Below are 18,788 nucleotides of genomic sequence, written 5' to 3'. Positions count from 1 at the left end.
GCAATGACTTCGCCACGCTCCGCAAGCAATCGCACGAATTGCCGCAAAGCCGCGCCACGCCTGGCTCATGCAACTTTCCCTGGATGTGGCGGCAAACGCGCTTGCTGCGCCTCTTGCAGCAACCAGTTCCGGAATGCCATGGCTTGCGGCCGTTGCAAGGCCGCGCGCGGATAGACTAGCCAGTAGCTGTAGTCATTGGCCAGCACCGTGTCGAACAACTGGACCAGGCGGCCCGCGCGCAGATCGTCGGCCGCCAGCAGCAGGCGTCCCAGCGCCACGCCTGCGCCATCGGCGGCGGCCTGCAACACCAGCGCGGCATCGCTGAATTGCACTCCCTGCTCCAGATCGAGCGACACGCCAGCCAGTTCGCACCATAGACGCCAGGCTGCGCGCGGTTCGTCATGCAGCAGCATGACCTTCGCAAGATCGGCCGGTTCGGTCAAAGCAGGCGGTCCTTGCGCCAGGTCCGGATGACATACCGGACTGAGATATTCCCGTGCGATCAAATCGGCTTTCAAACCTGGCCAGCGCCCCAGGCCGGACCGTATCCCCAGATCGAATTCATCGTTGCCCTCCCACAATCGCGTCGCACTGGAAACACGGAATTCAATCTCGGGGTGACGTTCGCGAAACGCCGGCAACCGCGGCAGCAACCAGCGCGACGCAAAAGATGGCAACACCGTGATCCGCAAAGGCCCGTCACGGCGCTCCCGCACCCGCTCGGTCGCCGCCGCCATCCGATCAAACGCGAGCGATAGCTCATCCAGGTAGGTCTCGCCCTTGCGGGTCAGGACCAATACATGGCCACGCCTTTCGAACAGCGGCCTGCCCAGCCATTGTTCGAGCTGTCGGACCTGGTGGCTGATGGCGGCCTGGGTCACGCATAGCTCCATTGCCGCGCGCGTGAAACTCAGGTGCCGCGCAGCGGCTTCAAAAGCGCGTAACGCACCCAACGGAGGCAGGCGTCGCATGGTCGATTAGCTGGAGTTATCGAAGGCATGAGAATAGATCGTTTGGCCACGCCGGATAAGCCTCTTCTAATGACGGCTCCGCCGGCAACCGAATCCCCGCGTGCCGGCTCATACACAAAAAGGAGCGGCGATGGCAGGTTGGGAGATATGGGCGGCATTCCTGGGCTACGCGGTACCCATGATCATCAGCCCGGGTCCCGGCAATACCTTGCTGGCCGCTGCGGGAGGCCGCCACGGCGTCGGCGGCTCGGTGCCATTCTGGGCGGGTTTCGAGGCAGCCAACCTGGCGTTGTGCCTGATTTACGGCCTGGGCCTGGGTGGTGCCCTGCATGAGCATCCGGAGATACACACGGCCCTGAAATGGGCCGGCGTCGCCTACCTTCTCTACCTGGCATGGGGGTTCTTCCGCGCCAGCGCCAAACCGGCCAACCAGGCAGCCGGCGGCAAGCGGCTCGGTTTCATCGACGGCTTCATCTGCGTGCTCTTCAACCCGAAGATCCATTCGATGATCGCGGTCATGTTCGCGCAGTTCCTGGCGCCCGACGCCAACCTGTCATCGCAGGTCGGCCAGCTCAGCGTCGCTTTCGTCGTACTGGGCCTGTTCTGCCATTTCCCGTGGATCTACGGCGGCAAGGTGATACTTGGACGCTTTGAATCGCCCCGCGCATTACGGATTCAGGCTGCGGTGCTTGGCACCTCCATGCTGCTGGTGGCGCTGTATGTCGTCTTGAACTGAGCCAGGCGTTCCTGGCGGGACGGCGGGCGACATGCCCTGGCTTGCGCAAACACGATTCCCCGGGCTCGCTGTAAATGAAAAAGGCCGACGGTGACGTCGGCCTGTCTACGGAAATCGCCCGGGATCAGGCGTAGCTGGTCGGAGCGGTACCTTCCAGCAGGGCCAGCCAACCCTTGATCAGGCGATACAGGCCCCAGACCACCGTCGCGACCACGCCGATCCATCCAATATAGATAACCAGGGCCAGGCCGCTGATGGCGAGCCACAACAGCGCCCACCAGAAAGTGCGCAGCAGCCAGTCGAAATGGGCGGCGTAGACGGTGCCGGCGGCATCCGAGCGCTTCAGATACATCAGCACGACGGCCGCCAGCGTGGCAATGCCCAGGAAACCACTGGTCAGAAAGCCCAGGGCAAACAAGCCATAGGCCACATGGGTCAGCGTGCGCAGGTCTAATGCCGTACCGGGCGCGGGGGTCTGGGTATCACTCACGATTACGCTCCAACAATTGACTCGGTCAATCTTACCGCACAAAGCCAGCCGGCCCACGAGCGTTGTTATTTAGGCACATTCAATGCTGGCGCGGCTTGCAGGCTTGCTCGAGGAGCTTTTGGCTGTCCATTTTCAGCGTCGGGAAGATCGCCGGAACGTCGATTGCGCGAGCTGTCGGGCCGCCTTGAAGGGAGCATCGCCGAGTTGAAACCGGCTTCGCGAACCATCGACCCAACAAACAAGAACCCCCGTGCGGCGCCAGCCGCACGGGGGTTCTTTTGGGGCAAAAACAAAACCCCACAGGCGCGAGCCTGTGGGGTTTTGAGCAATAAAAGCCTGACGATGACCTACTTTCACAGACGTCCGTCCACTATCATCGGCGCAAAGGCGTTTCACTGTCCTGTTCGGGATGGGAAGGAGTGGTACCACCTTGCTATGGTCGTCAGGCGTAACGGGTTGAGAGATTGTCTTTGAGGGACAACCGCTCCAATCTTGGAAGAAGCGCAACGTGTGGTGATCAGAGTGTGACTCGATGATCAACGCACAGTGGGTGTAATTGGTGTTGGCTGGCTGCTGACGGGGCAGCCAGATTTTGTATTGAACGACACTTGGAACGCTATATCACCAGGTCATAACCATCAGTGTTATAGGATCAAGCCTCACGAGCAATTAGTATCGGTTAGCTTAACGCATTACTGCGCTTCCACACCCGACCTATCAACGTCCTGGTCTCGAACGACTCTTTAGGGGGATCAAGTCCCCGGGATACCTAATCTTCAGACGAGTTTCCCGCTTAGATGCCTTCAGCGGTTATCTCTTCCGTACTTAGCTACCCGGCAATGCCATTGGCATGACAACCGGTACACCAGAGGTACGTCCACTCCGGTCCTCTCGTACTAGGAGCAGGCTCCGTCAAGTATCCAACGCCCACGGCAGATAGGGACCAAACTGTCTCACGACGTTTTAAACCCAGCTCACGTACCTCTTTAAATGGCGAACAGCCATACCCTTGGGACCGGCTACAGCCCCAGGATGAGATGAGCCGACATCGAGGTGCCAAACACCGCCGTCGATATGAACTCTTGGGCGGTATCAGCCTGTTATCCCCAGAGTACCTTTTATCCGTTGAGCGATGGCCCTTCCATTCAGAACCACCGGATCACTATGTCCTGCTTTCGCACCTGTTCGACTTGTCAGTCTCACAGTCAAGCACGCTTATGCCATTGCACTATCAGCACGATTTCCGACCGTACCTAGCGTACCTTCGAACTCCTCCGTTACACTTTGGGAGGAGACCGCCCCAGTCAAACTGCCCACCATGCACTGTCCCCGATCCGGATAACGGACCAAGGTTAGAACCGCAAACAAACCAGGGTGGTATTTCAAGGATGGCTCCACGTGATCTAGCGACCACGCTTCAAAGCCTCCCACCTATCCTACACAGGCCGGTTCACAGTCCAATGCAAAGCTACAGTAAAGGTTCATGGGGTCTTTCCGTCTAGCCGCGGGTAGATTGCATCATCACAAACACTTCAACTTCGCTGAGTCTCAGGAGGAGACAGTGTGGCCATCGTTACGCCATTCGTGCAGGTCGGAACTTACCCGACAAGGAATTTCGCTACCTTAGGACCGTTATAGTTACGGCCGCCGTTTACCGGGGCTTCGATCAAGAGCTTGCACCCCATCACTTAACCTTCCGGCACCGGGCAGGCGTCACACCCTATACGTCGACTTTCGTCTTTGCAGAGTGCTGTGTTTTTAATAAACAGTCGCAGCCACCGATTCTCTGCGACCCCATCATGCTAAGCGCGCAGGCGCTTCACACTACCGGGGTATACCTTCTCCCGAAGTTACGGTATCAATTTGCCGAGTTCCTTCTCCTGAGTTCTCTCAAGCGCCTTGGAATATTCATCCCGTCCACCTGTGTCGGTTTGCGGTACGGTCTCGTACAGCTGAAGCTTAGAGGCTTTTCTTGGAACCACTTCCAATCACTTCGCAAGCAATGCTCGCTCGTGCCGTACCCTTGATTTACGCGCCCGGATTTGCCTAAGCGCCATCTTCGATACGTCAACAGGGACATCCAACACCCTGATGATCTTCCGCGATCCGTCCCCCCATCGCACTGTACGACGGTGCTGGAATATTAACCAGCTTCCCATCAGCTACGCATCTCTGCCTCGCCTTAGGGGCCGACTCACCCTGCGCCGATGAACGTTGCGCAGGAAACCTTGGACTTACGGCGAGGGGGCTTTTCACCCCCTTTATCGCTACTCATGTCAGCATTCGCACTTCTGATACCTCCAGCAGCCTTTACAAGCCACCTTCGCAGGCTTACAGAACGCTCTCCTACCGCGTGCACAAAGTGCACACCCGCAGCTTCGGTTTATCGCTTAGCCCCGTTACATCTTCCGCGCAGGACGACTCGATCAGTGAGCTATTACGCTTTCTTTAAAGGATGGCTGCTTCTAAGCCAACCTCCTGACTGTCTATGCCTTCCCACTTCGTTTCCCACTTAGCGATAATTTGGGACCTTAGCTGGCGGTCTGGGTTGTTTCCCTCTTGAGTCCGGACGTTAGCACCCGGTGCTCTGTCTCCCAAGCTGTACTTGCGGGTATTCGGAGTTTGCCATAGTTTGGTAAGTCGCCATGACCCCCTAGCTATAACAGTGCTCTACCCCCCGCAGTAATACTTGAGGCACTACCTAAATAGTTTTCGGAGAGAACCAGCTATTTCCAGATTTGTTTAGCCTTTCACCCCTATCCACAGCTCATCCCCTAATTTTTCAACATTAGTGGGTTCGGTCCTCCAGCACGTGTTACCGTGCCTTCAACCTGGCCATGGATAGATCATCTGGTTTCGGGTCTACACCCAGCGACTGAATCGCCCTATTCGGACTCGCTTTCGCTACGGCTTCCCTATTCGGTTAACCTTGCCACTGAATGTAAGTCGCTGACCCATTATACAAAAGGTACGCAGTCACCCCACAAGGAGGCTCCTACTGTTTGTATGCATACGGTTTCAGGATCTATTTCACTCCCCTTCCGGGGTTCTTTTCGCCTTTCCCTCACGGTACTGGTTCACTATCGGTCGATCACGAGTATTTAGCCTTGGAGGATGGTCCCCCCATCTTCAAACAGGATTTCACGTGTCCCGCCCTACTTTTCTCACGCTTAGTTCCACACACAAAATTTCGTCTACAGGGCTATCACCTGCTACGGCCGGACTTTCCATTCCGTTCGACTATCTTGCATGCTAAAACGTGAAGGCTCTTCCGATTTCGCTCGCCACTACTTTCGGAATCTCGGTTGATTTCTTTTCCTCGAGCTACTGAGATGTTTCAGTTCACCCGGTTCGCTTCCACTGACCTATGTATTCAGTCAGGGATACTGCTTGCGCAGTGGGTTTCCCCATTCGGATATCTGCGGATCAAAGCTTGTTTGCCAGCTCCCCGCAGCTTTTCGCAGGCTACTACGTCCTTCATCGCCTGTGATCGCCAAGGCATCCACCATATGCACTTAGTCGCTTGATCCTATAACGCTGTAGGCTATAGGACCTGAGTATTAGCGTTTGTGCCGTTCATAAGTTTCAAAGCAGTCTGAGGTTATTCACCCCAGTCTTGAGAACTTGGAACAAAATTAATGCAATCACAACCCGTACCCATCTTCATCAGCAAGCTGATTACTCGATGAGCACATTTCGTTGTGCTTCTTCCAGATTGTTAAAGAACAAATATAGCTGTCAGGTAAAACCTAACTCATAGCACTGCTCGCAGTGTTATGAGTTAGCCTCTACATCCCACCAGGCACAGGTCTTGGTGGAGGTGAACGGGATCGAACCGATGACATCCTGCTTGCAAAGCAGGCGCTCTCCCAGCTGAGCTACACCCCCATATCCACGGCATCTCTACCTGCGAATACTTGGTGGGTCTGGTTGGATTCGAACCAACGACCCCCGCCTTATCAAGACGGTGCTCTAACCGACTGAGCTACAGACCCAAAACCTTCCCGGATCAGTAGTCAGAAGTCATGGACACAGGGAGGAGTCCCTCTACCCAAGCCCACAACCGATCCCAGCTATATCAAACAACCGATAAGAGTGGACGCTTAACACGAGCACTAAGCTCTGAAAGGAGGTGATCCAGCCGCACCTTCCGATACGGCTACCTTGTTACGACTTCACCCCAGTCATGAATCCTACCGTGGTAATCGCCCCCCTTGCGGTTAGGCTAACTACTTCTGGTAAAACCCACTCCCATGGTGTGACGGGCGGTGTGTACAAGACCCGGGAACGTATTCACCGCGACATGCTGATCCGCGATTACTAGCGATTCCGACTTCACGCAGTCGAGTTGCAGACTGCGATCCGGACTACGATCGGGTTTCTGGGATTGGCTCCCCCTCGCGGGTTGGCGACCCTCTGTCCCGACCATTGTATGACGTGTGAAGCCCTACCCATAAGGGCCATGAGGACTTGACGTCATCCCCACCTTCCTCCGGTTTGTCACCGGCAGTCTCATTAGAGTGCCCTTTCGTAGCAACTAATGACAAGGGTTGCGCTCGTTGCGGGACTTAACCCAACATCTCACGACACGAGCTGACGACAGCCATGCAGCACCTGTGTTCCGGTTCTCTTGCGAGCACTGCCAAATCTCTTCGGCATTCCAGACATGTCAAGGGTAGGTAAGGTTTTTCGCGTTGCATCGAATTAATCCACATCATCCACCGCTTGTGCGGGTCCCCGTCAATTCCTTTGAGTTTTAATCTTGCGACCGTACTCCCCAGGCGGTCAACTTCACGCGTTAGCTGCGCTACCAAGGCCCGAAGGCCCCAACAGCTAGTTGACATCGTTTAGGGCGTGGACTACCAGGGTATCTAATCCTGTTTGCTCCCCACGCTTTCGTGCATGAGCGTCAGTGTTATCCCAGGAGGCTGCCTTCGCCATCGGTGTTCCTCCGCATATCTACGCATTTCACTGCTACACGCGGAATTCCACCTCCCTCTGACACACTCTAGCCCGGTAGTTAAAAATGCAGTTCCAAAGTTAAGCTCTGGGATTTCACATCTTTCTTTCCGAACCGCCTGCGCACGCTTTACGCCCAGTAATTCCGATTAACGCTTGCACCCTACGTATTACCGCGGCTGCTGGCACGTAGTTAGCCGGTGCTTATTCTGCAGGTACCGTCAGTTTCGCGGGGTATTAACCCGCGACGTTTCTTTCCTGCCAAAAGTGCTTTACAACCCGAAGGCCTTCATCGCACACGCGGGATGGCTGGATCAGGGTTTCCCCCATTGTCCAAAATTCCCCACTGCTGCCTCCCGTAGGAGTCTGGGCCGTGTCTCAGTCCCAGTGTGGCTGGTCGTCCTCTCAAACCAGCTACGGATCGTCGCCTTGGTGAGCCGTTACCCCACCAACTAGCTAATCCGATATCGGCCGCTCCAATAGTGCAAGGTCTTGCGATCCCCTGCTTTCCCCCGTAGGGCGTATGCGGTATTAGCTACGCTTTCGCGTAGTTATCCCCCGCTACTGGGCACGTTCCGATACATTACTCACCCGTTCGCCACTCGCCACCAGACCGAAGTCCGTGCTGCCGTTCGACTTGCATGTGTAAGGCATCCCGCTAGCGTTCAATCTGAGCCAGGATCAAACTCTTCAGTTTAATCTCTGTATTTGTTTCGTATTTCTTAGTTCCGAAGAACCGAGTCATACGTCGCTACTCAAAGGAAGTGAGGTATGTGCTTAGACTTGACATCTAAGGTACTTCACTTCTAGTGAGCACTTGATTTCATTGTGCTTGTGAAAGGGTTTAAAACCCAATCACTGTGCACTCGCATCAAGCGCCCACACTTATCGGTTGTTTAATTGTTAAAGAGCGGTACTGCCAAATTCTGTACTACCAAACTACTTACTGCATCTTCTGCTTTCTTCGGCGATTTCGCTTTCGCGTCGATCGCTGTGTCAGCAGCAGAGAAACGAGATTATGAAGAAGTTTTTATCGTTTGTCAAGTCAGCGTCGCTTGCTTCACTTCGCCGCCTTGCCTACGACCCCTTCAGGCCTCACCAGGCTCGCACCCGGCTTTCTCTTTAGCAGCTATCGAAATATCAGGGTTAACCCTAAGTTTTCGGTAACTGCCAAGCCTGAAACTATAACACAACTTTTGCAGATTATGCAACCGGCTTTTGCCTAACTTGCACCTTATCTTGCAACCCCACCGCTTCGTGAATCGCTTCACTTCGCAGCAGCCCCGAATCGCTTCGGAGGTTGGTTACCGCCCCAGCTGGCTTGCAACGCTGACCAGACCACCCTACCGGGTAAACCCTGATTCGCCGTCACCAGCCAAGCCCAAAACTATAGCACAATTTTTGCAGATCGTGCAACTGGCTTCTGCCTGATTCGCACCATCCTATGCAAAACTCGCTGACCGCCGGTTCGAGAGAATCATCGCTGACTCACCGCCTTGCTGCCCTGCGGCAGATCTGCTTGCCTTAGCACTCGGATCCGTTGCACTTGCCTGGCCTCGCCGCTCAACAAAACCGCTTGAACTGCGAAGGAGCGAGACTATAGCACAGAATTTCGGCCTGTCACGCCGGCATGACAACCATTTTGCAGAAAGATGATGTTTTCCGGGGACGCACCCCGCATTTGCCATGGGAAAGTCATCCGTTCTGCGCCATTCGCTCTATATAGAGTACGTATCCATATGGCTGCTCCCTCTGGATTGCCCCTTGGCTGAAGGCTCCCACAGCGCGCCGAGATGGATATACGTCCCTATATAGATAGTAGATAGGCGTTCCCGTTTTTGGCCCCACTTATGTTTCGGTGGAAATCTACCTAGCCCCCTCTTCCTGATGACACCCTATATATACAGAGCATCACGGACGGGAAGCATCCAGCCGACCGCGGCGCTCTCCGATCTCTATATAGACACCTATATGGAAGACCAGGCAGGCAGGGGCTCATCCCGCTCGCTACAGCCGCAGCTCCGTCGTTTCCTTGATCTGCTGGAGCGCGAAGAATGACCGCATGTCGACCACGGCAGGATGGCGCATGAGGGTGTCCATGGCGAACTTGGAGAAATGCGCCAGGTCCGCGACCTGGATACGCAGCAGGTAGTCCATGTCGCCCGACATGGCATAACACTCGACCACCTCGGGCCAGAGCTGGACGTCGCGGGCGAAGTCGCTCATGGGCGCGTGGCTGGAACCGCTGTGCTTGTTCAGGCGAATGTTGACGTAGGCCAGCAGGCCCAGCCCGACCTTGTCGGCGTCGATCAGCGCCACGTACTTCTTGATGAAGCCCTTCTCTTCCAGCCGCCGCACCCGGCGCAGGCAGGGACTGGGCGACAGCGATACGCGGTCCGCCAGCTCCTGGTTGCTGAGGCGGCCGTCCCGTTGCAATTCGGCCAGGATCCTTATATCTGTCCTATCTAGCTCCATGTCAGACATTTTCAGCCCCATATTTTTTATCGTGGGCAATATTATTGCTCAACCTTGCCACTTTCGCGACATGTTTGCAATTGTCTGCCTGCCTTTCCTCCCTACAATCTTCATCCTAGACTTGAACGACAAGTCGCCTCTACAACGACTCAAGGGAGCAGACTCATGAGCAGCGCTTTCCAACCCTGGGACAACCCGATGGGCACCGCCGGGTTCGAATTCATCGAATATGCCGCGCCGGACCCCGCCGCGCTGCGCAAGGTGTTCGAACTGCTGGGCTTCAAGGCAATCGCCAAGCACCGCCACAAGGACGTGACGCTGTACCGCCAGGGCGGCGTGAATTTCCTGATCAACGCCGAACCCGATTCCTTCGCGCAGCGTTTCGCCCGCCTGCACGGCCCGTCGATCTGTGCGATCGGTTTCCGTGTCCAGGATGCGGCCGCCGCGTACAAGCGCGCGCTGGAGCTGGGCGCCTGGGGCTTCGACTCGCACAGCGGCCCGATGGAACTGAACATCCCCGCCATCAAGGGCATCGGCGATTCGCTGATCTACCTGGTGGACCGCTGGAACGGCAAGGAAGGCCACGGCGGCATCGGCGACATCAGCATCTATGACGTCGACTTCGTGCCGGTGGATCCGCAGAACGCGCAGGCCGACCTGAACCACCGCGGCGCCGGGCTGACGCTGGTCGACCACCTGACGCACAACGTGCACAAGGGCCGCATGGCCGAGTGGTCGGAGTTCTACGAGCGCCTGTTCAACTTCCGCGAAGTGCGTTACTTCGACATCGAAGGCAAGGTGACCGGCGTGAAGTCCAAGGCGATGACCTCGCCCTGCGGCAACATCCGCATTCCGATCAACGAGGAAGGCACCGAGGAGAAGGGCCAGATCCAGGAATACCTGGACCTGTACCGTGGCGAAGGCATCCAGCACATCGCCATGGCCACCGAAGACATCTACGGCACCATCGAGGCGCTGCGCGCCAATGGCGTGGTATTCCTGGATACGCCGGAAACCTACTACGAGCTGCTGGACCGCCGCCTGCCCAACCATGGCGAGGACGTGCCGCGCCTGCAGAAGAACCGTATCCTGCTGGACGGCGCCCCCGATGGCGGCCTGCTGCTGCAGATCTTCACCGAGAACCAGATCGGCCCGATCTTCTTCGAGATCATCCAGCGCAAGGGCAACGACGGTTTCGGCGAAGGCAATTTCAAGGCGCTGTTCGAATCCATCGAACTGGACCAGATGCGCCGCGGCGTGGTGAAGGCCGTCGACTGACCGCTTCCCCCTCCAGCGCCGGTACCCATGTGCCCGGCGCTGGCCTTGAAACCTCGCCTTGCGCGAGGTTTTTTTTTCGTCCCGCCTATTTCTTCAGGCGATCCTGGAACTGCTTGCGGAACTTGGCGACCTTGGGCGCGATCACGAACTGGCAATAGCCCTGCTCGGGATGCAGCGCGAAATAATCGCGGTGATAGTCTTCGGCCGGCCAGAATCGCGCGGGCGCCAGGAGCTTGGTCACGATGGGCGCGTCGTAGACCTTCTGCGCCTCGACCTCGGCGATCACGGCCTCGGCCTGCTCGCGCTGGGTTTCGTTCTGCCAGAAGATGGCCGATTCATACTGCGGGCCGATGTCGTTGCCCTGGCGGCCCGGGGTGGTCGGGTCGTGGGTGGCGAAGAACACGCGCAGCAGGTCGCTGTAGGACAGTTCGGCGGGATCGAACTCGACGCGCGCGACCTCGATATGCCCGGTGTCCTTGCCGCAGACCTGCTCGTAGCTGGGATTGTCGACGTGTCCGCCGCTGTAGCCGGGCAGCACGCTCTTGACGCCGCGCAGGTCGGTGAAGACCGCCTCGACGCACCAGAAACAGCCGCCGCCGAGAACGGCGACCTCATTGCCCGGGGAGGGGAGTTCTGCCATGACGATTCCTTTGCTGAAACTATCCAGAAACGATACGACTACTTCTTGGCCGGCGCCAGTGACAGGATCCATTCGGCCAGCAGGCGGGCGTCTTCCGGGCTGACATGGGTTTGCGCCGGCATGGGCACGGCGCCCCAGGCGCCACGGCCACCGCTGCGGATCTTGCCGGCCAGGTAATCCACCATGGCGTCGCCCTGCCCGGCGTAGCGTTCGGCCACGCTGGCCAGCGGCGGCCCGACGCGCTTGACGTCGACCTGGTGACAGGCCATGCAGGCCTTGCTCTTGGCCAGATCCAGGCCGGTGGTTTGCCCTTGGGCCGCGCCGGCGACCAGCAGGCCGGCGGCGACCGCCAACAGACTACGTATCAAATGCATCGGTTACTGCCCCACGGCTCGCGGTGCTGGCGAGCTTGCCGAACTTGGCAAGCACACCGCGTGTATAACGCGGCTTGGGCTGGACCCAGGCCTGGCGACGAGCCGCCATCTCTTCGTCGCTGATATTGAGCTGCAACAGCAGCTTGTGGGCATCGATGGTAACCGAATCGCCCTCGCGGATCAGCGCGATCGGGCCGCCGACGAAGGCCTCGGGCGCCACGTGGCCCACCACCATGCCCCACGTGCCTCCCGAAAAGCGGCCGTCGGTGATGAGGCCGACGGTTTCTCCCAGGCCCTGCCCCACCAGCGCGGAAGTCGGCGCCAGCATTTCACGCATGCCGGGTCCGCCCTTCGGCCCTTCGTAGCGGATCACCACCACGTCGCCATCGCGGATCTGGCGCGCCATGATGGCGGCCATGGCGTCGTCTTCGGAGTCGAAGACCCGCGCCGGGCCCGTGATCACCGGATTCTTCAGGCCGGTGATCTTGGCCACGCAGCCTTCCGGCGACAAATTGCCCTTGAGAATGGCCAGATGGCCCTGGGGGTAGAGGGCGCGGTCCAGCGGCATGATCACGTCCTGGTCAGCGCGCGGCGTATCAGGCACGTCGGCCAACGATTGCGCCACGGTCTGGCCGGTGATGGTGATGCAATCGCCATGCAGCAGGCCCGCGTTGAGCAACAGCTTCATGACCTGCGGAATGCCGCCGGCCCGGTGCAGGTCGGTCGCCACGTATTTGCCGGAGGGCTTGAGGTCGCACAGCACCGGCACGCGCTGGCGGATGCGTTCGAAATCGTCGATGGTCCAGGGCACTTCGGCGGCGTGGGCGATGGCCAGGAAATGCAGCACGGCATTGGTCGAGCCGCCCGTCGCCATGATGACCGACACCGCGTTCTCGATGGATTCGCGCGTGATGATGTCGCGCGGCCGCAGGCCGCGCCTGACCGCATCCACGAGCACCCGGGCCGATTCCGCGGCCGAGGCGACTTTCTCGTCGTCTTCGTTGGCCATCGTGCTGGAATACGGCAGGCTCATGCCCATGGCCTCGAAGGCCGAACTCATGGTGTTGGCGGTATACATGCCGCCACAGGAACCCGAGCCGGGAATGGCGCATTTTTCGATCTGCTTGAAGTCGGCCTCGGCCATGCGGCCCATGGTGTATTCGCCGACGGCCTCGAATACCGACACGATGGTCAGGTCCTTGCCCTGGTAATGGCCCGGCTTGATGGTGCCGCCATAGACGTAGATGCCCGGCACATTGGTGCGCGCCAGCGCGATCATGCCGCCCGGCATGTTCTTGTCGCAGCCGCCGATGACCACCACGCCGTCCATCCACTGGCCCTGGGCCGCGGTCTCGATACAGTCGGCGATGACCTCGCGCGACACCAGGGAGTACTTCATGCCCTCGGTGCCCATGGACATGCCGTCGGAAATGGTGGGCGTGCCGAACACCTGCGGATTGGCCTTGGCGCCCCGGATGGCCTCGATGGCGGCATCGGCCAGGCGCTGCAGGCCGCTGTTGCACGGCGTGATGGTCGAATGGCCGTTGGCCACGCCGATCATGGGGTTCTCGAAGTCGGCCTCCTGGTAGCCGAGCGCGTAATACATGGCGCGATTGGGCGCGCGGGCGACGCCGTGGGTGATATGGCGGGAACGTTCGTTGTGCGACATGGTCTGTTGTCTCCTGTCGGCCGTCAGGACGCGGGTCTACCGCAGGGCTCGCCGGTTATTATCATTCAACTTCATTGTGTCGGGCGGAACATGCTGCAATATCCAAAATTCGACCCCGTTGCCCTGCAGATCGGGCCGCTGTCCATCCATTGGTACGGGCTGATGTACCTGGTGGGCTTTGCGCTGGTTTATCTGCTGGGCCGGCGCCGCATCACCCGCGGCCACACCACGTCCCTGAACGTGCGCGACCTGGAAGACCTGATCTTCTATAGCGTGCTGGGGGTGGTGCTGGGCGGGCGGCTGGGCTACGTGCTGTTCTACAAGCCGAGTTACTACCTGGCCCATCCGCTGGAAGTGGCCTACCTGTGGGAAGGCGGCATGTCGTTCCACGGCGGGCTGATCGGCGTGATCGTGGTGATGCTGCTGTTCGCGCGCAAGAAAGGCCTGCCCTTTTTCGCCGTCAGCGACTTCATCGCGCCGCTGATTCCCCTGGGGCTGGGCTTCGGCCGCCTGGGCAATTTCATCAACGGCGAACTGTGGGGCCGCCCGACCGACGTGCCGTGGGCGATGGTGTTCCCGAGCAGCGGCGACGGCATCGCGCGCCATCCGTCCCAGTTGTATGAACTGGGGCTGGAAGGCATCGTGCTGTTCGCGCTGATGTGGTGGTTCTCTAGCAAGCCGCGCCCGCTGGGGCAGGTGAGCGCGGTCTTCCTGATGGGCTACGGAACGTTCCGTTTCCTGGTGGAGTTCACCCGCGAGCCGGACAACTTCCTGGGCCTGCTCGCGGGCGGACTGAGCATGGGACAGTGGCTGTCCCTGCCGATGGTCGCCCTGGGCGCCATCATGTTCGCGCTTACTGCAAAACGATCGTCCCGTTGACGGCGACGCTGACCGTGACGTCTCCCGCTTCCAGGGGGACGTCCGCGCTGAAGCCCGCGCCACCCGAGGCGTCCTTGGCCATGGCGCCCATCATGCGCGGCATAGGCGTGACGCCGCCGGAGCCGCCCAGTTCGAGCGTGCTCAGGCGGTAGCCCGAAAAGCCGAAGGCGTTGGCGGCAGCCAGCGCGCGATCCTTGAAGGCCTGCGCGGCTTCCTTGAGCAGCTTGCGTTCCTCGGCCTCGCGCACGGCGCGCGACAGCGAGAAGCTGATGTTGGAAATGGCGGTCTTGTCGGACAGCTTGGACGCGAGCGCGGCGGCGGCCGCGAAATCCTTGGATTCGAGGATGATCTCGCCCTGGCCACGCCAGGTGGTGCTGGTCTTGCCTTTGCTGCTGCTGGTGGAATTGGGCCAGACGTTGAAGCTGCCCGTGCGCACCTCGACACCCTTGGTGTCACGCGCGCGCTTGGCCACGTCGTCCAGCATCTCCGTCAGCTTCTTGCCGGCGGTGGGCTGGTCGGCGGCCTCGGTCTCGGCCGACAGCGAGATGCGCACCGTGTCCTGCTTGACCTCGGACGACGCGGTGGCTTGCAAGGTCAGCTCCGGCGACCGGTTGGCCGTGGCTTGCGCCGTGGCGGGAGCCGGCGCCTGGGCCTGCGCGAAGACGGGCTGCGCCATGGACAGAGCGGCCACGGCTGCGCACGCCGCGCCAAGTTTGGTCAGCGAAAAAACGGGGGATTTCGACATGGACTGGTCCTATGAGGGAGGACGATGGGGAGGCGCCCGACGCGGACCTGCGCTCGTGGCAGGCCCGCTGGGATAGATGCCCCGCCTGTGCCGTCAAGGCCGGCATCTCGAACCCTGAGGTTCAAGGTGGTCGCGTTCCGAAGAGCGTCGGGTTCGTCTACGAGAGACAATCGCTCCAGCTCTGCACTCCCGCAACCAATATGCCATAAGACATAGGTTCAGAGAATGTATGGCCAGGTCACGGACACGGCAGGGACAAACTGAAAATACTGAAAAACCTTGGTGAAAACCGCGTATGAACGTCAGAGCAGCTTTTCTTGCCCTGACAGGGCGTCGTCCAGGACTGCGTTCATGTCCTCGATTCTACGCTTGAAGTCGCCGACCGCCAAACCACCCAGCGGACCATCCGGCGCTTTCATGGCGAGCAGCTCGCCAGCCACCTGCAGCGCGGCCATCACGGCGATGCGCTCGTTGCTGGAGACCTTGCCGGTGCCCTGGATGCGCAGCATGAGCTGGTCGACGTGGCGCACCGCGGCCAGCAGCGTGGGCTTTTCCTCGGCCGAGCACGCCAGCGAGTAGTCGCGCCCGAGTATCGTTACATCTACGCGTTCCATCAGTGTTGCTCTCCGGACGGCGCACCCGGCAGACGGGCCAGGACGGCGTCGATGCGCTCGCGGGCGGCGGCGGCCGCCACGCGCAGGCGCTGTAGTTCGGTGTCGCTGCGTTGCAGGTTGCCCTGCAGTTCGGTTTCCCGGGCGGAGAAACGCGCCTCGAGCGACTGGCGCTCGGCGGTTTCGCGTGCGAGCTGTTCGCGCAAGGCGGCTTCGGCCTGTTGCGCCTGCTCAAGCATCGCGGTGACGGCGCCGTCGTTGTCCTGCAATTTGGCCTGCAGCGCGGCGATGTCGGCATCACGCTCGGCGGCGCGTTGCTTGAGCACACGCTGCTCGGTTTCGGAGTCGTTCAGGCGCGCGCGCAGCGCGTCACGCTCGGCGTGGAGTTGCCGGGTGCGTTGCACCAGTTGCCCGATACGGGCGGCGAGTTGGTCTAGGTCTTGCAGCATGGGCGCTATCGTAAACCATCCAGTGGGGAATCGGGCCTCTTCACGCAAGGTGAGAAACACGGCAATATTCAGTAGGAAATGCGGCGGTCATGCCGGCGGCGGGCAACATAACCGATCGAGCCCGACTAGAAAAGTCCCCCGCGCGGCAGGAACGCGACGACCACACCACGACCGCTTTCGCATTTCTTTCTATCAACTTTCACTTAGCTTTCAAAAAACCCTCAATTGGCCCTCCCCGTTACAACTGGGGATCGGGAGTTCCCCAATTTTAGGGAAAACCCCAGGCTTTCACCTAGCTTACAGGGTTTGCATCGCCGCGGGCGTCCATTACCATTCGCCCTTTCAAGAAGCCTCGCCGACGCTTTCAGAAGAACCCAAGGGCACCCCAGACGTGCCTTTTTTGTGCCTGTCACTCGCCTTTCGGGCGGCGTGGCGGACCACAAGCCCTTTTTATCTACATGCTGTAAACAGGAGCCAACCAATCATGCAGCTACGCAATCGACAGGACTTCTGGTCGGGGGTGATGTTCATCGCCCTTGGACTGGGATTCGCCTGGCAAGCCAGCAGCTACCAAATGGGTACTGCCGCCCGGATGGGCCCCGGGTATTTTCCTTTCTGGCTGGGCATTGTTCTCGCATTGCTGGGTGCCATCGTGCTGCTGGGCTCGCTGTCCAAGAAGGCCCATGAAACCCACGTCGACAAGTTCGACTGGCGCATCGTCGCGTTGGTGGTCGGCTCCGTGGTCTTCTATGGCCTGGTCCTGAAACTGCTGGGTATCTATATCTCGGTGTTCCTGCTGGTCGTCATCAGCAGCCTGGCCAGCCACGAGTTCAACCTGAAGGTCGCCGTCGCCAATGGCATCTTCCTGGTGGTGTTCTCGTATCTGGCGTTCGTCAAGGGGCTGGGGCTGATTTTCCCGCTGTGGCCGTCGTTTCTGGGCATGAATTAAGGAGCAAGCGGCCATGGAATTGATTGATCACCTGATGATGGGTTTCTCGGTGGCGTTCACGCCCGAGAACCTGCTGTACGCCCTGCTGGGCTGCATTCTGGGCACGCTGATCGGCGTGCTGCCGGGTATCGGCCCGGTCCCGACCATCGCGATGCTGCTGCCGATCACGTACGTGCTGCCCCCGGTGGCCGGCCTGATCATGCTGGCGGGTATCTATTACGGCGCCCAGTACGGCGGCTCGACCACGGCCATTCTGGTGGCGCTGCCTGGTGAGACGTCCGCGGTGGTGACCGTGCTCGACGGTCACCAGATGGCGCGCAATGGCCGTGCCGGCGCCGCCCTGGCGATCGCCGCGCTGGGCTCGTTCTTCGCGGGCTGCGTGGCTACGCTGCTGCTGGCCGCCTTCGCGCCCCCGCTGGCTGAAGTCGCGTTCAAGTTCGGCCCCGCCGAGTACTTCTCGCTGATGTGCCTGGGCCTGGTCGGCGCCGTGGTGCTGGCCTCGGGCTCGCTGCCCAAGGCGATCGCGATGATCATCCTGGGCCTGCTGCTGGGCATGGTCGGCACCGACGTCAACTCGGGCGTGGCCCGCTTCGACTTCGGCATCCCCGAACTGCAGGACGGCATCGACTTCGCCATCGTGGCCATGGGCGTGTTCGGCTTCGCCGAAATCATGACCAACCTGGAGCAGAAGGAAAACCGCGTCGACATCACCGACAAGATCGGTTCGCTGTACCCGAACAAGCAGGAGTTCAAGGAAGCCGCGCCTGCCGTAATACGTGGCACGGCCCTGGGTTCGGCCCTGGGCATCCTGCCGGGTGGCGGCGCGGTGCTGTCGTCGTTCGCGTCGTACACGCTGGAAAAGAAGATCTCGAAGAATCCGGAACGCTTCGGCAAGGGCCACCCGGCCGGCCTGGCGGGCCCGGAATCGGCCAACAACGCGGCCGCGCAGACCTCGTTCATCCCGCTGCTGACCCTGGGCATCCCGGGCAACGCCGTGATGGCGCTGATGGTCGGCGCGATGACGATCCACAACATCCAGCCCGGCCCGCAAGTGATGACGAGCCACCCCGAGCTGTTCTGGGGCCTGATCGCCTCGATGTGGATCGGCAACCTGATGCTGGTGGTGCTGAACCTGCCGCTGATCGGCCTGTGGGTCAAGCTGCTCAAGGTGCCCTACCGCATCCTGTTCCCGGCGATCCTGGTGTTCTGCACGATCGGGGTGTATTCGTTGAACTACAACACGTTCGACATCTTCACCACCGCCATCTTCGGCATCATCGGCTACGTCTGGTCGAAGCTGAAGTGCGAAGGCGCCCCGCTGCTGCTGGGCCTGGTGCTCGGCCCCATGATGGAAGAGAACTTCCGCCGTGCCCTGCTGCTGTCGCGCGGCGACTTCAGCACCTTCGTGACGCGCCCGCTGTCGGCCTCGCTGCTGGCCGTGGCGCTGTTCCTGGTGGTGCTGGTGGCCCTGCCGGCGATCCGCAAGAAGCGCGAAGAGACCTTCGTCGAAGAAGATTGAGGACAATGCCGCCGCGCGCGGCGGCATCGCGTCCCCTACCGACC

14 protein-coding genes, 2 tRNA genes, 3 rRNA genes and 1 other RNA gene are annotated in these 18,788 nt (G+C 59.8%); 5 read left to right on the top strand and 15 right to left on the bottom strand.

Annotated elements, in window-relative coordinates; genetic code table 11:
* Positions 1 to 65: 65 nt before the first annotated feature.
* The gene (gcvA, locus tag AC6CR5_RS24530) at positions 66 to 971 is read right to left on the bottom strand and encodes a transcriptional regulator GcvA (RefSeq protein WP_045952873.1); all 906 of its coding nucleotides are present in this window, start codon (positions 969 to 971) and stop codon (positions 66 to 68) included.
* Positions 972 to 1,071: 100 nt separating this feature from the next.
* Here gcvA and AC6CR5_RS24525 point away from each other — a divergent pair, with 100 nt between their 5' ends.
* Complete coding sequence (locus AC6CR5_RS24525) at positions 1,072 to 1,707, top strand: LysE family translocator (RefSeq protein WP_235442372.1); 636 nt, start codon at positions 1,072 to 1,074, stop codon at positions 1,705 to 1,707.
* Between the two features lie 124 nt (positions 1,708 to 1,831).
* Here the strand turns inward: AC6CR5_RS24525 and AC6CR5_RS24520 are convergent, their stop codons facing one another.
* From AC6CR5_RS24520 to AC6CR5_RS24490, 7 genes are all read right to left on the bottom strand, one after another.
* On the bottom strand, positions 1,832 to 2,197 hold the full coding sequence (locus AC6CR5_RS24520; protein WP_006388767.1) for a DUF4870 family protein: 366 nt from the start codon (positions 2,195 to 2,197) through the stop codon (positions 1,832 to 1,834).
* Between the two features lie 334 nt (positions 2,198 to 2,531).
* A 5S ribosomal RNA gene (gene rrf, locus AC6CR5_RS24515) occupies positions 2,532 to 2,644 on the bottom strand.
* 201 nt (positions 2,645 to 2,845) lie between these two features.
* A 23S ribosomal RNA gene (locus AC6CR5_RS24510) occupies positions 2,846 to 5,726 on the bottom strand.
* A gap of 283 nt (positions 5,727 to 6,009) precedes the next feature.
* A tRNA-Ala gene (locus AC6CR5_RS24505) sits at positions 6,010 to 6,085 on the bottom strand.
* Positions 6,086 to 6,115: 30 nt separating this feature from the next.
* A tRNA-Ile gene (locus AC6CR5_RS24500) sits at positions 6,116 to 6,192 on the bottom strand.
* 130 nt (positions 6,193 to 6,322) lie between these two features.
* A 16S ribosomal RNA gene (locus tag AC6CR5_RS24495) occupies positions 6,323 to 7,853 on the bottom strand.
* The 16S, 23S and 5S rRNA genes sit together here with 2 tRNA genes alongside, the layout of an rRNA operon.
* A 1,310-nt stretch (positions 7,854 to 9,163) precedes the next feature.
* Positions 9,164 to 9,640 (bottom strand): Lrp/AsnC family transcriptional regulator, encoded by a 477-nt coding sequence (locus AC6CR5_RS24490; RefSeq protein ID WP_026382449.1) that lies wholly within the window; start codon positions 9,638 to 9,640, stop codon positions 9,164 to 9,166.
* 156 nt (positions 9,641 to 9,796) lie between these two features.
* On the opposite strand from AC6CR5_RS24490, the gene hppD reads away from it, so the two are divergent.
* Positions 9,797 to 10,909, top strand: a complete 1,113-nt coding sequence (hppD, locus tag AC6CR5_RS24485) for a 4-hydroxyphenylpyruvate dioxygenase (protein ID WP_024067744.1) — start codon at positions 9,797 to 9,799, stop codon at positions 10,907 to 10,909.
* A gap of 85 nt (positions 10,910 to 10,994) precedes the next feature.
* On the opposite strand, the gene msrA is transcribed toward hppD, so the two are convergent.
* Genes msrA through ilvD form a run of 3 tightly spaced genes read right to left on the bottom strand, consistent with a single transcriptional unit; the run spans position 10,995 to position 13,592 of the window.
* A complete protein-coding gene (gene msrA, locus AC6CR5_RS24480) occupies positions 10,995 to 11,549 on the bottom strand; it encodes a peptide-methionine (S)-S-oxide reductase MsrA (RefSeq protein ID WP_020925148.1) in 555 nt (184 codons plus the stop codon).
* Positions 11,550 to 11,587: 38 nt separating this feature from the next.
* Positions 11,588 to 11,923 carry a c-type cytochrome gene (locus AC6CR5_RS24475; protein WP_006388761.1) on the bottom strand — a complete coding sequence of 112 codons (336 nt, stop codon included), beginning with the start codon at positions 11,921 to 11,923 and terminating at the stop codon, positions 11,588 to 11,590.
* A complete protein-coding gene (gene ilvD / locus AC6CR5_RS24470; protein WP_054448775.1) occupies positions 11,907 to 13,592 on the bottom strand; it encodes a dihydroxy-acid dehydratase in 1,686 nt (561 codons plus the stop codon). Before ilvD ends, AC6CR5_RS24475 begins: the two co-directional genes overlap by 17 nt.
* A 90-nt stretch (positions 13,593 to 13,682) precedes the next feature.
* Here ilvD and lgt point away from each other — a divergent pair, with 90 nt between their 5' ends.
* A complete protein-coding gene (lgt, locus tag AC6CR5_RS24465; protein WP_054448774.1) occupies positions 13,683 to 14,471 on the top strand; it encodes a prolipoprotein diacylglyceryl transferase in 789 nt (262 codons plus the stop codon).
* Here lgt and AC6CR5_RS24460 read toward each other — a convergent pair.
* The 4 genes from AC6CR5_RS24460 to AC6CR5_RS24445 form a co-directional block, all read right to left on the bottom strand.
* Positions 14,446 to 15,216 (bottom strand): SIMPL domain-containing protein, encoded by a 771-nt coding sequence (locus AC6CR5_RS24460; RefSeq protein ID WP_054448773.1) that lies wholly within the window; start codon positions 15,214 to 15,216, stop codon positions 14,446 to 14,448. The two genes, lgt and AC6CR5_RS24460, sit on opposite strands and share 26 nt — an antisense overlap.
* Before the next feature lie 74 nt (positions 15,217 to 15,290).
* Positions 15,291 to 15,475: non-coding RNA, 6S RNA (gene ssrS, locus AC6CR5_RS24455), on the bottom strand.
* 43 nt (positions 15,476 to 15,518) lie between these two features.
* Positions 15,519 to 15,830 (bottom strand): cell division protein ZapA, encoded by a 312-nt coding sequence (locus AC6CR5_RS24450; protein ID WP_006388757.1) that lies wholly within the window; start codon positions 15,828 to 15,830, stop codon positions 15,519 to 15,521.
* Positions 15,830 to 16,276, bottom strand: coding sequence for a hypothetical protein (locus AC6CR5_RS24445; RefSeq protein WP_020925151.1), 447 nt, complete (start codon positions 16,274 to 16,276; stop codon positions 15,830 to 15,832). Before AC6CR5_RS24445 ends, AC6CR5_RS24450 begins: the two co-directional genes overlap by 1 nt.
* Before the next feature lie 484 nt (positions 16,277 to 16,760).
* Here AC6CR5_RS24445 and AC6CR5_RS24440 point away from each other — a divergent pair, with 484 nt between their 5' ends.
* Entirely contained in the window at positions 16,761 to 17,225 is a 465-nt protein-coding gene (locus AC6CR5_RS24440) for a tripartite tricarboxylate transporter TctB family protein (RefSeq protein WP_054446657.1), read from the top strand.
* 13 nt (positions 17,226 to 17,238) lie between these two features.
* On the top strand, positions 17,239 to 18,744 hold the full coding sequence (locus AC6CR5_RS24435; protein ID WP_047993450.1) for a tripartite tricarboxylate transporter permease: 1,506 nt from the start codon (positions 17,239 to 17,241) through the stop codon (positions 18,742 to 18,744).
* The last annotated feature ends 44 nt before the right edge of the window (positions 18,745 to 18,788 follow it).

It is taken from the genome of Achromobacter sp. EG18, from assembly GCF_059759395.1.
The sequence above is the reverse complement of the archived record's forward strand: the minus strand, read 5'-3'. Positions and strand labels throughout refer to the sequence as shown.

What these genes read in the sequence shown, in the direction of transcription:
- ilvD (WP_054448775.1), bottom strand. Translation starts at nt 13,592, where the DNA reads ATGTCGCACAACGAACGTTCCCGCCATATCACCCACGGCGTCGCCCGC.
- AC6CR5_RS24460 (WP_054448773.1), bottom strand. Translation starts at nt 15,216, where the DNA reads ATGTCGAAATCCCCCGTTTTTTCGCTGACCAAACTTGGCGCGGCGTGC.
- hppD (WP_024067744.1), top strand. Translation starts at nt 9,797, where the DNA reads ATGAGCAGCGCTTTCCAACCCTGGGACAACCCGATGGGCACCGCCGGG.
- AC6CR5_RS24450 (WP_006388757.1), bottom strand. Translation starts at nt 15,830, where the DNA reads ATGGAACGCGTAGATGTAACGATACTCGGGCGCGACTACTCGCTGGCG.
- AC6CR5_RS24475 (WP_006388761.1), bottom strand. Translation starts at nt 11,923, where the DNA reads ATGCATTTGATACGTAGTCTGTTGGCGGTCGCCGCCGGCCTGCTGGTC.
- lgt (WP_054448774.1), top strand. Translation starts at nt 13,683, where the DNA reads ATGCTGCAATATCCAAAATTCGACCCCGTTGCCCTGCAGATCGGGCCG.
- AC6CR5_RS24445 (WP_020925151.1), bottom strand. Translation starts at nt 16,276, where the DNA reads ATGCTGCAAGACCTAGACCAACTCGCCGCCCGTATCGGGCAACTGGTG.
- AC6CR5_RS24440 (WP_054446657.1), top strand. Translation starts at nt 16,761, where the DNA reads ATGCAGCTACGCAATCGACAGGACTTCTGGTCGGGGGTGATGTTCATC.
- AC6CR5_RS24435 (WP_047993450.1), top strand. Translation starts at nt 17,239, where the DNA reads ATGGAATTGATTGATCACCTGATGATGGGTTTCTCGGTGGCGTTCACG.
- AC6CR5_RS24490 (WP_026382449.1), bottom strand. Translation starts at nt 9,640, where the DNA reads ATGTCTGACATGGAGCTAGATAGGACAGATATAAGGATCCTGGCCGAA.
- gcvA (WP_045952873.1), bottom strand. Translation starts at nt 971, where the DNA reads ATGCGACGCCTGCCTCCGTTGGGTGCGTTACGCGCTTTTGAAGCCGCT.
- msrA (WP_020925148.1), bottom strand. Translation starts at nt 11,549, where the DNA reads ATGGCAGAACTCCCCTCCCCGGGCAATGAGGTCGCCGTTCTCGGCGGC.